This window comes from Arthrobacter alpinus (genome assembly GCF_001445575.1).
In the GTDB taxonomy this organism is placed as follows: domain Bacteria; phylum Actinomycetota; class Actinomycetes; order Actinomycetales; family Micrococcaceae; genus Specibacter; species Specibacter alpinus_C.
Window position 1 is genome coordinate 2032280 of the sequence record NZ_CP013200.1, and the last position, 12615, is coordinate 2044894.

The window sequence follows — 12615 nt, forward strand, 5'->3', positions numbered from 1 at the left end:
AGCTCAACTAGAAGTGCTTGAGGGCCTCGCGGCGTGAGAGCGGGCTGAGTTGGCTTTCGTGGGCGGCAACGTAGTGGCGCACCCAGTCAGGATCCGTTCTGGCATGCTGACGCAGGGCCCAGCCAATGGCTTTACGGATGAAGAATTCTCGGTCCCCCAAGTTGGGGCCAATCACGTCGCTGAGCAGTTGGGTGTCTGTGGCTGACTTTGCTGCCAGCTGGGCAATGATGGCCGCCCGGCGGAACCAAAAATTGGCGTGCCTGCTCCAGTCACGCAGCAGCGGTTCCATCGTTGAGCGGTCCTGTTGCAGTAGTTCGCACAGCCGTGGCGCCACGGAATCCACATAATCCCACCATTGTCCTGTCTGAATCACGACGGCGTAAAACGGCAGGAGCGCTGGCTCGCCACGGCCTAGCTTGGAATCGGTGAGCATGATGGCGGCATAGCGTTCCTCACGGTAGCTGGCTCCAGCCCAAAGTTGGGTGACGGTGGCATGAAGCTCGCCAACGCTGGTGAACGGGTGTTCCTTGGTGAGCGCCCGCACCGTTTTGCGAACTGCAGGGGAGGGCACGCCCAGGTACGGCATGGCTGATTTCATATAGAGGGCCATGCCTGCAGCCTTGTCAGGGATGGATACCGCGGCCAAACCCGGGCCCAGAGCCTGCAGGAAAGCTGTGTTGGGGAGTCCATGTTCTGGGGATAAAACTACTGCGCTCATTCCTCCAGCGTAGCTGTGGTGGGGCTACCATGTGGTTGTGATGCAGGATCGCGCAACGACGCCCGAAGGAATGCCAGAAGGAATGCTTGTTGCCGCGCTGCGCCATGCCGGTTGTGTCTTTGCTGAGGAGGAAGCTGCCATCCTGCTTGAGGCGGCAGCGTCTACCGCTGAGCTGGCGGACATGCTGGCACGTCGAGTCCAGGGCCAGCCACTTGAACACATTGTAGGGTGGGCCCAATTCTGCGGATTGCGTATGCGTGTAGTGCCAGGGGTCTTTGTCCCACGACGACGTAGCGAGTTTCTGGTGGAGCGAGCGCTCGCCGTACTGTCCGCCGACGACCTCCTCGTTGCCGGACGTCCTGTGAGCCACGTTCCTCAGCAGTCAACCCTGGCCAGCACCCCAACGCAGAGGATTGGCTCCCACCGGCCTGTTGTCCTTGACCTGTGTTGTGGCAGTGGAGCCGTCGGTGCGGCTCTGGCTCACGCAGTGGAGCAACAAGAGAGTGCCGGGAGTGCCGGGAGTGCTGAGAGTGCTGCGCGGGCCGGCTGCGAGCTGCATGCGTGCGACATTGACTCAGCAGCCGTAGCCTGTGCCGCAGCCAATATTGCCGTGGTCCACGGGAAGGCCTATTGCGGGGACCTGTTCGCAGCCCTCCCGGAATCACTGTGTGGCAGGATCGATCTGATCGTGGCCAATGCGCCCTATGTTCCCTCGGGGGCCATCGCGTTCCTGCCCGCCGAGGCTCGCATCTACGAACCTCACGCTGCCCTCAACGGCGGCGCCGACGGTTTAGAGGTGCACCGGAGGATTGCTGCCGAGGCGCCGCGCTGGCTTCGCACGGGCGGAACTTTATTACTGGAAAGCAGCGCGCGGCAGGCGCGGGAAAGCCAGCGCATCCTGTCCGCCCATGGCTTCGAAGTGTCCTGGCGTCGTCGGGAAGAATCTGACGCGACGGTGGTCACAGGACACCTGGTGAATGCCTTTTTGCCGGGTGAGCGGTGAGTCTTCCGCATTGCCTGCCGATACGGGAAGATGGGAATACCCCGGCATACCGGACGGGCCCTGATCAGCAAGGGGGACGCCATGAAAGCACTCTTCGGACGAGGCTCGGTAGTGGTAGGTCTGGTGCCGGGACAAGATCCCGCAGTCTTGGAATCCGCGGTGGCTTTGGCCGCAGCCACAGGAGCAGCACTTGTGGGGGCCTATGTTGATCCAGGCAGCTACCTCATTGAATGGGACCCCAGCGGCAGTGTTCTGGGTCAATCCATGGAACGGGCTCTCGATCCGGAGGATGACGCGGCCCTCGACGTCCGGGAGCTGGGGCCGATGCTCGAGAGCGTTTTGGCGGAAACCCGGCTTCAGGGGAGCTTTCGGATCCTGGGCGGGGATCCGGCCATGGCGCTGGGCCGGTTGGCGGAGGCCGTGAATGCGGCCGTCATTGTTGTGGGTGCCCGCCGCCCCGGCCTCTTGGCGGGGGTCAACGAGGCCTTGACCGGTTCGGTGGTGCGCAAGCTGCTGGCAACCCAGCGGGTCCCCGTGCTGGCCATTCCCCGCGCTGATGCGCACCGGCCGTTGCACGGCTGATCATCGCGGAGCACAGTGCCACCTGTACGGGCCACACCTTCACCGGCCACTTTGGCGGTGCCGCGGGCGGCCACAGAAGCCCTGACCCCAGGCCGAAATTTCCGGGGCGTTCCCTCGCCTAGCTCAAGGCACCGAGCAGGGCCGCATGAACCCAGTCCCGGTAGCGCACCACGTCCCAGTTGGCGGTGTGCACCAGCGAGGCGTAGGTATCGGGGTGGCCCAGGGCAAAGATCACCGCGGCGCCGTCATCGTCGGACATGCCATTGGACAGTCCGCCGCGCTGGCGAATCGCTGCGGCCGCCTGGCGGTAGTTGTGGAGCCGCTGCATGGCCCGCGCGTCCCGCAGCGCGGCCACGGCAGGATCGACGGCGGCTCCCTGACTGATGGCAGTGAAAATTGCGTGGCTGCGGGGCAGACCTTCGGTAAACCAGTCAGCCAGGACACCGATGGCACCGGCCACATCCGTGGTCCGGGACATGCGTTCTTTCATGAATTCCGGCACGGACGCCGGGGCGTTGGGCCCGGCCACGGCGGCGTCCAGGACGGCCGAGAGCAGCGCCGGCTTGCCGCCCACGGAATTGTAAATGGTCTGGATGGCCACGCCTGCACGAACGGCGACGGCATCAATGGACGTTGGCACGTAGCCCTGGGCCAAGAACAGTTCTCTCGCGGCGGCCACAATCACCGTGCGGGTTTCTTCCGCCTGGACCTGCCGCCGGCTCCGGGACGCGGGCGGATTGACTGCGTTACTCATAAAAAAAGAATATCATTCCAGTCACTGTAAGCGTATTCTAGTGAAATAGTTTCATTGCAGTTTCCCAGAGGAGTCGCCATGGACGGAACCAAGCGCAGCAGCACCATTGTCATTGGGGCAGGACAGGCCGGGTTGGCTGTGGGAAGGGCGTTGCGCGAACGTGGCATGGACGCCGAGATTCTGGAAGCTGCAGCTTCCCCCGGAGAAAGCTGGCGGCGGCGCTGGGACTCGCTGCGCTTGTTCACGCCGGCACAGTACTGCTCGCTGCCGGGGATGGCATTCCCCGCGGACCAGGGCGCGCTGCCCACCAAGGACCAGGTGGCCGACTATCTCGCAGCGTATGCGGCCGGACTGCCGGTCACGGCGGGGGTCACCGTTGCTGCCGTGCACCCGGACGTCACCGCCTTCACGCTGGACACCTCGGCTGGGGAGTTCACTGCTCGCCACGTTGTCATCGCCACGGGCGCAACGAAAATTCCCTTTGTCCCCGACGTGGCGGGCCAGCTTTCCCCCGCCATCCACCAGCTGCACAGCAGCGATTACAGGAATCCTGGCCAGCTTCCCAGCGGGAGCGTCCTAGTGGTGGGGGCAGGAACGTCCGGCGTGGAAATTGCCCTTGAACTGGCCCGGGAACGCCAGGTCTGGCTGGCCGGCAGGGCGCCGTTCCACATTCCCGATCCCGTCCTGAAGCATGCTGGCGGGGCCTATTGGCACTTCATTAACAAGGTGCTGACCCGCAGGACGCCGCTGGGGCGCAAGATTGCCCGGGACTTTACGGCTCAGGGCGGTCCGCTCATCTCGGTGTCCCTGGCCGATGCCGAACAGGCCGGTGTCAAGCGCCTGCCGCGTCTTGAAGACGTGGACGACGCCGGCCGGCCGGCTTTTGCGGACCGGCCAGCCTTGGATGTGTCCACAGTCGTGTGGGCCACCGGCTACCGGCCCGATTACGGCTGGATTGCCGTCCCGCCGATGGGCGGCCTGCCGGGCAGGGGCATTCCCGTGGACGCCAGGGGCTGGCCCGTCACCGTGCGCGGGGAGGTTCCGGAAGTTCCCGGCCTGTTCTTTGTGGGACTGCCGTTCCAGTTCGGGTTGACGTCCACGTTGTTGGGCGGTGTTGGGCGGGACGCCGCTCATGTTGCCGCGCGCATCGCTCTGCGGGACGGTCAGCGCTGCGCAGCCACCACGGCGGCCAGCTGAGCCAGACCCTTTTCAAAGTCACCGCCCACCAGCTTGTCCATGTTTATGAACAAGGCAAAAACCCGGCCAATTCCTTTGTTTTCCCCGGTCATGGTCCAGGTGACGGTGGTCCCGTGGCCGTCCGGGGCAAACGTGAACGTTGTGGGGTTGACCGCCTTCATGGGCTTGGTAAATTCCAGCCGAAGTGCAATCCGCGAGGGCTCCGCCGCTTCAACAATTTCCATGGTGCCGGCGCCTGCCTTGCCGTTGCCCTTCCAAGCGTATTTGGCTCCCACACCCTCCACCGGGCCGGAATACGAGCGTTGCATGGACGGGTCGATTCCTTCCCATGGTGACCAATTCAGCCACCCTCTGAATCCGATGACGTGTGGGTAGATGTCTTCTGCCGGGGCGGGGATGAAGGCGCTGCGGGAAACACTAAAAGTGGACATGGGGACAGCCTATGCCTGTGCACCCACCAAGTCTTCAAGGAGCCGCACAATTTCTTCCGGCGCCGACAAGGAATTGAGCTGGCTGGCAAGCTCGGCTGCCCGGGCGGCAAACCGCGGATCGGCCGCGATCGCGGCCATGGCGCGGGAAAGAGGTCCCACGGCCGGGCCCCCCACGCCGCCATGAGGTCCCGGTGCTGCCCGGCTCCCGTGCGGATGAAGAGGTGTTCAAGGTTGGCCATGAGCTGCCGCGGGGCCTTGCGTCCGGCCAGGGCAGGAAAGGTGGCGGCAAGGTTGACTTCGTCAAAGTCGGGGGCGTGCTCCCACCCCAGCCAGGTGGCCCCTGCGGCGTGCACCCCGTCCCGGTACGCCTGGCCCGTGTAGACCCGGACCTCGTGGCCGACCTGCACAAGGGCGGCCACCACTGGCAGCACCGAGGCGGGTGCCCGGAAAAGGGCATCACGGCGACCATGACGCGCATGGGCCTGGCTCTGGACTAGCGACCGGCTGACTGCTGAAGGCCCGGGCCTTCTACTCGTCGGGCGCCTCGGCCGCTGCCTGCGAGTGCATCCGGATCTCCGGCAGGTCCAGCCCGTCCCTGTGTTCGGCTGCCGTTTCGCTGTGTTCGCGGGGGTTGCCCGCGAGTCCTGAGCCCGAGGCTCCTTATGTTCCGTGTTCGCTGTGTTCGCGGGGGTTGCCCCCGAGTCCTGAGCCCGAGGCTCCTGCCGGGTCCGGCGTGCCGGGGACTGTTGGGTTGTTCATGATGCTTGCCTTCCCCGGTGCCGGGCGGCACTGGGCGACGCGGCCTCACCTTCAGTGGGGCCTTTGGCCGGGGTTTGTCATGAGGTTCCCTTCAGGTTCCCGTCACGCATGGCGGGGCCGCGGCGCAAGGTCCCATTCGCCGTCGGACATCTTCAGGACAGCGGCGGAGGCCATCAGCGTGCACAGGGTGGTCAAGCCCCAGCCGAGCGTTAGATCCAGCAGCCGGCTGGGAAGCACCACGGCGGCAATGAAGTGCACGGGCTGGGAGGCGATGAGCGCGATCCAGACCCACGGCCGCACCACTTTAGCCTTGCCCAGGGCCACAGCGAGCACGATCATCCCGCCCAGATGGCCGAACAGCCAGAAGATGCCGGCGGCGGCGTTAACGGGGTCGTCCATGATCAGTGCATTGATGTGCACGAGCTGTGCCGCATCGAATCCGTTGCCGCCCAGCAGACTTGTCAGGTAATCGGTGCTGGCGGTGTTGGTGGTGCCAACCCAGGACACAAACAGCAGGCCCGCCCCCACGGTTGCCAAGACGGGGGCGCGGAGGCGCGCCACAAAGCCCATGGCCAGGGCGCCCAGCAACAGAGCCGGCATGAGGGGCAGGCCCATCCAGTTCAGCGCGGTGATGGAGTCCGGGTTGGCCAAGACCTTGTCCACGATGGTCTCGGGGGACTGGTCCGTCCAGTACGGCATGATGCCCCGACCGATGGTGACGCCCAGCGGGCCCAGCGGGATGAGCACCGCGGCGCCAATGCGCCAGAAGCGGCGCAGGTCCCGGACCGGCGGTGCAGCGGTGTGGGTGGAATTCACTGCTTGTGTGCGGCTCATGGCCGGCTCCTGTCAATCGTGGGTGCCGGCCGCTGTGACCGGTGGATTAAGCGTGGTCCGGCGGGCGGCGGAGCAGTAGGTGGCTGGCACCGGGATAAGAATCCGTGGTAGCCCTGAAGACGGCCGTGCTGGGGCGGGAATACACTGGATTATGCGGTGGGTGCGGGGCGCAGTTGGCGGATTTGTGGCGGGTACCCTCGGGGTTGCGGCCATTGGATTCGCACTGCCGGCCATGGTCTCGGGGGAGCCTCCCGCGCTGGCTTTCCTCGTAGCCGCGCTGAGCGGTGTGCCGTCCGTGGGCATAGGCGTGGCTTTGCTGTGGTTGCGCCCGCACAACAGGATCGGCCTATTGTTAGCGCTCGCAGGCCTGATTGCCGTGGGATTGGCCGCCGCTGATAACTATCTTTCCGTGGCACAGCAACTCACCACGGACGACGCCGGATCCCTCCCCGTCAGCGCGGTGGCGGTGGCGCTGCTGCAGGGCAGCTGGATGCTGTACTACTTGCCCTGGGCGTGGCTGCTGCTGCTATTCCCTTCCGGCAGGCTGGTGCATAGAACCGACAGATGGCTGGCCGCAGCCCTGCCTGCCATCGTGGTGCTCTTTAGTGTCCTGGCTGCGCTGGGTCCCGTGGATTCGGCGCCCCCAGAGGTGGCACGGGACGGACTAATTCCCGGAGCCGATCTGGTTGCGGTAGTGCTCCTGCCGGTGTTCCTGGCGGTGCTCGTGGCATGCGCGGTGCGGTTCAAACTGCGGTACCGGCGAGCGCCCGTGGCGGAAAGGCTGCAGATGCGCTGGTTGGCCGCGGCGGGGGTGTTAATTCCGGCCACCCTGGTGCTGTGCTGGGCCAGCTACTTGCTGTTGCGGACCTCGGATGTGGTGATGGTGGGGCTGGTGCTGATCTATGTGATGCTGCCGGCCGCGGTGGCTGTTGCCGTGTTCCGCGCCGAGCTGTTCGATGTGGACAGGGTTATGGCCAATGGTCTCGTGGCAACCGGGTTGGGCGTCGTGGCGTTATCGGTGCTGGCAGCTGTGGCAGGTATTGCCGGGGTGATGATTGGGCATGAATCTGTGGGACTCACGGCCGCCGTCACGGCGGTCTTGCTGCTCGTCATGGTGCCTGTTCACAAGCGGCTGATTCGTTGGGTGGACCGGCGTCTCTATCCCACGCGGTGGCAGGCACTGGCGGCCATGGCGGCTTTGGATCGCGATGTCCAGGTGGGTGCTGCGCCCCCGGAAGCCTTGGAGGGACGTCTGCGGGGTGCGTTGGGGCGGCCCGGATTGCGGTTGGGCTATCTTTTGCCGGGGTCAGGAGTCATGGTCAACAGCCGGTGCGAGCCAGTCCACCTGGGAGCTGGTGCCATAACTGTCGTGGTGGCAGGCCATCCTGTGGGCCTGATTGACTACGGACGTGATCCCGGGAACGAACACGCCTCAGGGTTGATTCTTGATCAGGAAGTACTGGCTGTTGTGGCGCGCTCCATGGTGCCCGTGAGCCTGCGCCTGGAGTTGGCTCAAGCGTTGGCTGAGGTGGCGGCCAGCCGCTCCCGCATCCTTGCCGCCAGCTTTGTGGAGCGCCAAAGCCTGGAACGGGACCTGCACGACGGTGCACAACAACGTCTGGTTGCCTTGGGGATGGCGCTTCGACTGGCGCAGCGCCACTTGGGGACGGAGCAGCAACAGCTGCACGGGGTGCTTGATGGTGCCGTGTCCGAGCTGGGTACCGTGGTGGCCGAGATCCGCCAGCTGGCCCATGGGGTGCGGCCCAGCAGTCTGAACGCCGGGCTCCCTGCTGCCTTGGAACAGCTGTGCCAAACGGCGCCTTTTCCCATCGAGCTGCAACTGGGCCGGACCCAGGGACACACCATCCCGGAACTGGTCAGCACCACAGCGTATTTCGTCGCGAGTGAAGCCGTGGCCAATGCCGCAAAATATGCCCAGGCCAGCAAGATCGCCGTCACCCTGGACCATGATGGGGCCACTGTTCGCCTTGGTGTCACCGACAATGGCGGCGGAGGAGCAGTGCTCAGGAAAGGTGGCGGCTTGGCGGGGTTGCTGGACCGCGTGCGGGATCAGGGCGGCACCATGAACGTCGTCAGCCAGGTGGGCCACGGCACCCTCGTGGAGGTGGCGCTGCCATGCGTTTAGCCATTGGGGAGGACTCGGCATTGTTCCGGGATGGACTGGCCCGGCTGCTGGCCGACGCCGGCCACGAGATTGCCGCCACGGCAGCCGACGCCGCAGCCTCTCTGGCCATGATCCGCACGTGCGAGCCGGATCTGGCCATCCTCGACATCCGAATGCCGCCGGAGATGACAGACGACGGCGCCCGGGTCGCCGCGAGTGCCCGGGCCGAATTCCCGCAGCTGGGCATCGTCCTGTTGACCCAGCAGATCCAGCCTCGGATAGCGGAACAGCTGTTGAGTTCTGGCTGCTTCGCCTATCTACTCAAAGACCGCGTCCTGGACGTGGAGGAGTTCCTGGATATCCTCCAACGGGTCCACGACGGCGGCACGGTCCTGGACCCGGACGTGGTGGTGCAGTTGCTGGGGGCGCGTAGAGCCGACGCCCGCTTGGCCAGGCTGACGCCGCGGGAACACCAAGTCCTGGCGCTCATGGCGGAAGGGCGGACCAACACAGGCATTGCCAACCGGCTGTGGTTGACGCCGCGGACCGTTGAATCGCATGTCAGCGGCGTGCTGAACAAGCTGGAGCTGCCCCTCGGCACCGACGATCACCGCCGGGTCCTGGCCGTCGTGGCCTATCTGGAATCGCACTGTGCGGGGTGATGGGGCAGACCGTCTGAACGCGACAGACTGCCTGGATAGGACAGACTAGGGGTATGGAAAACATCGTGGCACGCTGGCAGCGCGAATTACGTGGCACGTTCAGCAATAATTCACCCACCGTCCCGCAGTGGGAGCGGGATCTGGAAAAGGGCGACGACGGAGGCTACTTTGGGCCCGAATCGGCGGCTTGGGCGGTGCACGGCTCAATGACGACGCTCGTGGCCGGCATCCAGGCCCTGCTCATTCAAGCCCTGCACCCGGGTGCGCTCGCCGGCGTGCAAGACCATTCCAGTTACCGCACGGACCCGCTGGGGAGGCTGGCGGGGACCATCCGGTGGATCTTCACCGTCAGTTATGGGGACACCGCGACGGCCCGGGCAGCCTCGGAGAAGGTGCTGCACATCCACGAATACATCCGCGGACGCTACACCACCAACACGGGGGAGAAGCGCCCCTACACCGCCAACGATCCGGACTTGCTGCGCTGGATTCACCTCGCCTTCACCCAAGCGTTCCTCGGCACCCATCTGGCCTACGGCCCCCGGCACGGCAACGGCACTGCGATCCCGGGAGGGCCCGACGCCTATGTGGCGGACTGGGCTGTGGCCGGGGCACTCATGCGGGTGGACAACCCGCCCACCACGGTGGCTGAACTGAGCGCTCAACTGGCTGCCTTCACACCCGAGCTGCGCTACGACGAACGCGTTGCCGAGACCCTCGCCTTCATCAAGAATCCGCCACTGCCGCGCTCGCAGCAGGCTGGCTACCGGGTGCTCTTTGCCGCGGCTGTGGCCAGCCTCCCAGCGGAATACCGGAAGCTGTTGCGGCTGCAGACACCTAAGATTGGCCCGGTGCCGCTGCCGGTGACGGTGCCCACGAAAGCCGTGCTCGCCGTCGTGCATTGGAGTTTGGGGGCTACCGGGCCCAGCGAAGCCGCCGCACGTGCCCGCCGAACCAGGCTCGGGGTGGAGGCGGCTCCCAGCAAGCGCCGGTAAGCTGTCCGTGGCACATTTGCCGTCCTCTTCCCAACGAGCCAAGGACTGAAGTCAGCCCATGACGCCCCGCATTTTTTACCGCACCATTGCCATTGCAGAAGCCATCACGTGGACGCTGCTGATCGCGGCAATGATCATGAAATATGTCCTGAAGGTGGGGGACTGGCCGGTCAGCATTGGCGGCTTTGCGCACGGTCTGGTGTTCATCGCGTACGTGACCACAGCGGTTCTTGTGGGGCTGAACCAGCGCTGGCCCAAGCGGCAAATCGTTGGTGCAGCGGCCACGGCGTTTGTGCCGTACCTGACCATCCCCTTTGATAAGTGGCTGGAGAAGAAAAATATGCTCGACGGCGGATGGCGCACCACCGCCACCGATCACCCGCGCGATTCTCACTGGGTCAACGTGGTGCTGCGCTGGATGCTCAACCGGCCCGTGCTGTTGAGCATGGTGTTCGTGGTGTTTGTTGGCGGGGTCATGGCCACCATGTTGTTTGTTGGCCCGCCCGGCGGCGGCGCGTAGCTCCTCCGTGTGGGACGGGCCGTCAGCGACGTGCCCGGCTTACTGTTCCCCGGCTCCCAGGCCGCCGGAGTCACGGAACGTTAGCAGCTGCGCCTGCATGGTCCAGTAAGAGGTGGCCGACGGCGGTTGGTGGCCGTCGCGCAATGCATTGACCGCTTCGACCGCGGAATCCACGGCGCGGCGGTACGGCAAAGAGCCGGAGCTGACCCGCCGTACGCCCAAGTCCCCGAGCTCGGCCGCCGTCAGTGTGGGATGCGCCAGGACGTTGACCGGCAGACTGATCCCGGCCGTGACGGCCCGGATGTCTGCCGGGGAGCTGAGCCCGGGAACAAAAATTCCGTCGGCCCCGGCATCCGCGTAGTACTGGGCGCGTGCCAGGACGTCCTTGACAGTGGCCTGCTCGGAGAACCAGAAATTGTCCACGCGTGCATTGATGAAAACATCCGGACTGCGTTCCTTGACCGCGGCAATTTTGGCGGCAAAGGTGGCCGGATCCACCAGCTGCCCGTCCGTGCTGTCCTCCAGGTTGATTCCGGCCACGCCCAGCGCGGTCAGCTCGGCCACCAAGTCAGCGACTTCGCCGGCATCCTCGGAATAGCCATCCTCGGAGTCGACGGTGATGTGGACCGGCAAATTCTGCAGTTCCGCGGCGAGTTTGGTGCTGGCCAGCTTACTGGAGCGGCCGCCGTCGGGCAGTCCAGCGCTGGCGGCAATGCCGAAGCTGGTGGTGCCCACAGCGGGATATCCAGCTGCCGCGAAGGCCAGCGCTGAGCCCACATCCCAGGCGTTGGGCAGCAGGAGCGGCGTGCCGCCGTGGTGGAGTTCCTGGAACGTCGCCATGGTCATTCCCAACTGCGCACCCGACTGGTCACCCGTCTGTGCGCAAGGCATTGTGGACTTATCCACCAGTCTACAAGCGCAGGGTCGCTGGCGGGAGGCTTCGTCTGGTGCCATCAAGGCCAAGCCGGCCATCCGCCGTCGAGGGTAAAAATGCTGCACAGCCGGGGACCGGCAGCACTCTATTCGTTCGCTGCGTAGGGGTTGACGGTCCTGCCCTCGAACGGAGTGAACCAGGCGGAAACGTCCAGGTTTGCCATGCCCGCGGATGCCACGGCAGGGTCGTTGCTGATGCCATCCAGCTCCGGGACATACAGCAGCTCGTGGTCAAGATCCTCGAACAGCATGTCTTCGGCCGTGGATCGCCAGTCCTCGGCGAGACCCAAGTTGGGCAGCAAGTCCGCCAGCACTTCCACCTGGTCAAGGACCAGCTTCAACGCCAGTTCCTGGGCCACGCAGGCGGGTGCTTCGAATGCTGTTGCCAGCGCGGTGCCGAGGTCAAAAGCCACGGCCAGGAAGCGCTGCGCAAACAGCGGGCCGTAGCTGGCAGCCTGCAGTGGTGGCAGGCCTGAGATCTGGGTGGTCTCAGCGGCATCCTCCGGGTTTTGCCGAAGAGTTGAAACATCGCCCAGGAGTTCATCGATAAACGTCTCGTAGGCCCAGTGGATGGCCCCGCGGAGCACGGTGGCCTCCTGCAGCCGGCTGGCCGTCAGGGTGGGAACGGTTTCCTCAGGGTCGCAACCTAGGCGTTCCAGGTCCAGGCCGGGCAGCTTGTCCGCCGCCGCAAGGATTGTGTTGAGCCAGTCCTCTTCGCTCTCTTCGCTCTCTTCGATCTCATCACCGAAATCGTCATGCGTGTCGGTGTCGGTGTCGGCATCGTCGAAGTTGCCAAAGTCCTCGCCCTCCCCAGCGAAGTCGCCGCCGGGTTCGCCATCTGGGCCCTCCAGCCACATGGTTGCGCCCACGGCCAGGACACCCGGAATTGCAGCCACCACCTCGGACGGTTCCACCAGCATCATCAGGGCAGCGTCGGCTCCTTCGCTGGCCTGCTCCAGCATTCCTGCCAAGGTTTCCGGGTCCGCTCCGGCGTTCTCTTGTGCCCACGAGCGGGCGTGGGCCTGTACCGCGCCGGCGTCGGTGAATTCAAGGTCCAGTTCTAAATGCAGCCGTGCTGTGTGGGTGGTATCCATGCAGGAAA

15 protein-coding genes are annotated in these 12615 nt (G+C 65.1%); 8 read left to right on the forward strand and 7 right to left on the reverse strand.

Translation table 11 applies throughout. From position 1 onward, the window contains the following. Window positions 1-7 precede the first annotated feature (7 nt). Window positions 8-718, reverse strand: a complete 711-nt coding sequence (locus tag AS189_RS08995) for a DNA alkylation repair protein (RefSeq protein WP_062287702.1) — start codon at window positions 716-718, stop codon at window positions 8-10. A gap of 40 nt (window positions 719-758) precedes the next feature. Between AS189_RS08995 and AS189_RS09000 the strand changes: the two genes are divergently transcribed. Both AS189_RS09000 and AS189_RS09005 read left to right on the forward strand, forming a co-directional pair. Continuing rightward, window positions 759-1721 (forward strand): putative protein N(5)-glutamine methyltransferase, encoded by a 963-nt coding sequence (locus tag AS189_RS09000; RefSeq protein WP_129587396.1) that lies wholly within the window; start codon window positions 759-761, stop codon window positions 1719-1721. A gap of 81 nt (window positions 1722-1802) precedes the next feature. Continuing rightward, complete coding sequence (locus tag AS189_RS09005; RefSeq protein ID WP_062287706.1) at window positions 1803-2303, forward strand: universal stress protein; 501 nt, start codon at window positions 1803-1805, stop codon at window positions 2301-2303. A 118-nt stretch (window positions 2304-2421) separates the two neighbouring features. Here AS189_RS09005 and AS189_RS09010 read toward each other — a convergent pair whose 3' ends face one another. Next, window positions 2422-3057 (reverse strand): TetR/AcrR family transcriptional regulator, encoded by a 636-nt coding sequence (locus AS189_RS09010; RefSeq protein ID WP_062287709.1) that lies wholly within the window; start codon window positions 3055-3057, stop codon window positions 2422-2424. A gap of 78 nt (window positions 3058-3135) precedes the next feature. On the opposite strand from AS189_RS09010, the gene AS189_RS09015 reads away from it, so the two are divergent. Further along, the gene (locus AS189_RS09015; protein ID WP_062287712.1) at window positions 3136-4254 is read left to right on the forward strand and encodes a flavin-containing monooxygenase; all 1119 of its coding nucleotides are present in this window, start codon (window positions 3136-3138) and stop codon (window positions 4252-4254) included. Here AS189_RS09015 and AS189_RS09020 read toward each other — a convergent pair. Both AS189_RS09020 and AS189_RS20195 read right to left on the reverse strand, forming a co-directional pair. Further along, window positions 4221-4685 carry an SRPBCC family protein gene (locus AS189_RS09020; protein ID WP_062287715.1) on the reverse strand — a complete coding sequence of 155 codons (465 nt, stop codon included), beginning with the start codon at window positions 4683-4685 and terminating at the stop codon, window positions 4221-4223. The genes AS189_RS09015 and AS189_RS09020 overlap by 34 nt on opposite strands. Window positions 4686-4694: 9 nt before the next feature. Next, complete coding sequence (locus AS189_RS20195) at window positions 4695-4844, reverse strand: hypothetical protein (protein ID WP_160320804.1); 150 nt, start codon at window positions 4842-4844, stop codon at window positions 4695-4697. 32 nt (window positions 4845-4876) lie between these two features. Here AS189_RS20195 and AS189_RS09025 point away from each other — a divergent pair, with 32 nt between their 5' ends. After that, window positions 4877-5182 carry a hypothetical protein gene (locus tag AS189_RS09025; RefSeq protein WP_062287718.1) on the forward strand — a complete coding sequence of 102 codons (306 nt, stop codon included), beginning with the start codon at window positions 4877-4879 and terminating at the stop codon, window positions 5180-5182. 364 nt (window positions 5183-5546) lie between these two features. Here the strand turns inward: AS189_RS09025 and AS189_RS09030 are convergent, their stop codons facing one another. Beyond that, a complete protein-coding gene (locus tag AS189_RS09030) occupies window positions 5547-6278 on the reverse strand; it encodes a hypothetical protein (RefSeq protein ID WP_062287720.1) in 732 nt (243 codons plus the stop codon). 151 nt (window positions 6279-6429) lie between these two features. Here AS189_RS09030 and AS189_RS09035 point away from each other — a divergent pair, with 151 nt between their 5' ends. Genes AS189_RS09035 through AS189_RS09050 form a run of 4 tightly spaced genes read left to right on the forward strand, consistent with a single transcriptional unit; the run spans window position 6430 to window position 10580 of the window. Beyond that, the gene (locus AS189_RS09035; RefSeq protein ID WP_062287722.1) at window positions 6430-8424 is read left to right on the forward strand and encodes a sensor histidine kinase; all 1995 of its coding nucleotides are present in this window, start codon (window positions 6430-6432) and stop codon (window positions 8422-8424) included. Further along, the gene (locus AS189_RS09040) at window positions 8415-9065 is read left to right on the forward strand and encodes a response regulator transcription factor (protein WP_062287725.1); all 651 of its coding nucleotides are present in this window, start codon (window positions 8415-8417) and stop codon (window positions 9063-9065) included. The genes AS189_RS09035 and AS189_RS09040 overlap by 10 nt, the downstream gene beginning before the upstream one ends. A gap of 53 nt (window positions 9066-9118) precedes the next feature. Continuing rightward, a complete protein-coding gene (locus AS189_RS09045) occupies window positions 9119-10060 on the forward strand; it encodes an oxygenase MpaB family protein (RefSeq protein WP_062287728.1) in 942 nt (313 codons plus the stop codon). A 58-nt stretch (window positions 10061-10118) separates the two neighbouring features. Further along, window positions 10119-10580 carry a DUF3817 domain-containing protein gene (locus AS189_RS09050; RefSeq protein ID WP_062287731.1) on the forward strand — a complete coding sequence of 154 codons (462 nt, stop codon included), beginning with the start codon at window positions 10119-10121 and terminating at the stop codon, window positions 10578-10580. Window positions 10581-10619: 39 nt separating this feature from the next. Here the strand turns inward: AS189_RS09050 and AS189_RS09055 are convergent, their stop codons facing one another. Continuing rightward, complete coding sequence (locus AS189_RS09055; protein WP_062287734.1) at window positions 10620-11420, reverse strand: isocitrate lyase/PEP mutase family protein; 801 nt, start codon at window positions 11418-11420, stop codon at window positions 10620-10622. Window positions 11421-11599: 179 nt separating this feature from the next. Beyond that, window positions 11600-12607, reverse strand: coding sequence for a hypothetical protein (locus AS189_RS09060; protein WP_062287736.1), 1008 nt, complete (start codon window positions 12605-12607; stop codon window positions 11600-11602). Window positions 12608-12615 lie beyond the last annotated feature (8 nt).

Excerpts from the sequence above, each read along its gene's own strand:
- AS189_RS08995 (WP_062287702.1), bottom strand. The coding sequence starts at position 718 with ATGAGCGCAGTAGTTTTATCCCCAGAACATGGACTCCCCAACACAGCT.
- AS189_RS09000 (WP_129587396.1), top strand. The coding sequence starts at position 759 with ATGCAGGATCGCGCAACGACGCCCGAAGGAATGCCAGAAGGAATGCTT.
- AS189_RS09005 (WP_062287706.1), top strand. The coding sequence starts at position 1,803 with ATGAAAGCACTCTTCGGACGAGGCTCGGTAGTGGTAGGTCTGGTGCCG.
- AS189_RS09010 (WP_062287709.1), bottom strand. The coding sequence starts at position 3,057 with ATGAGTAACGCAGTCAATCCGCCCGCGTCCCGGAGCCGGCGGCAGGTC.
- AS189_RS09015 (WP_062287712.1), top strand. The coding sequence starts at position 3,136 with ATGGACGGAACCAAGCGCAGCAGCACCATTGTCATTGGGGCAGGACAG.
- AS189_RS09020 (WP_062287715.1), bottom strand. The coding sequence starts at position 4,685 with ATGTCCACTTTTAGTGTTTCCCGCAGCGCCTTCATCCCCGCCCCGGCA.
- AS189_RS09030 (WP_062287720.1), bottom strand. The coding sequence starts at position 6,278 with ATGAGCCGCACACAAGCAGTGAATTCCACCCACACCGCTGCACCGCCG.
- AS189_RS09035 (WP_062287722.1), top strand. The coding sequence starts at position 6,430 with ATGCGGTGGGTGCGGGGCGCAGTTGGCGGATTTGTGGCGGGTACCCTC.
- AS189_RS09040 (WP_062287725.1), top strand. The coding sequence starts at position 8,415 with ATGCGTTTAGCCATTGGGGAGGACTCGGCATTGTTCCGGGATGGACTG.
- AS189_RS09045 (WP_062287728.1), top strand. The coding sequence starts at position 9,119 with ATGGAAAACATCGTGGCACGCTGGCAGCGCGAATTACGTGGCACGTTC.
- AS189_RS09050 (WP_062287731.1), top strand. The coding sequence starts at position 10,119 with ATGACGCCCCGCATTTTTTACCGCACCATTGCCATTGCAGAAGCCATC.
- AS189_RS09055 (WP_062287734.1), bottom strand. The coding sequence starts at position 11,420 with ATGGCGACGTTCCAGGAACTCCACCACGGCGGCACGCCGCTCCTGCTG.
- AS189_RS09060 (WP_062287736.1), bottom strand. The coding sequence starts at position 12,607 with ATGGATACCACCCACACAGCACGGCTGCATTTAGAACTGGACCTTGAA.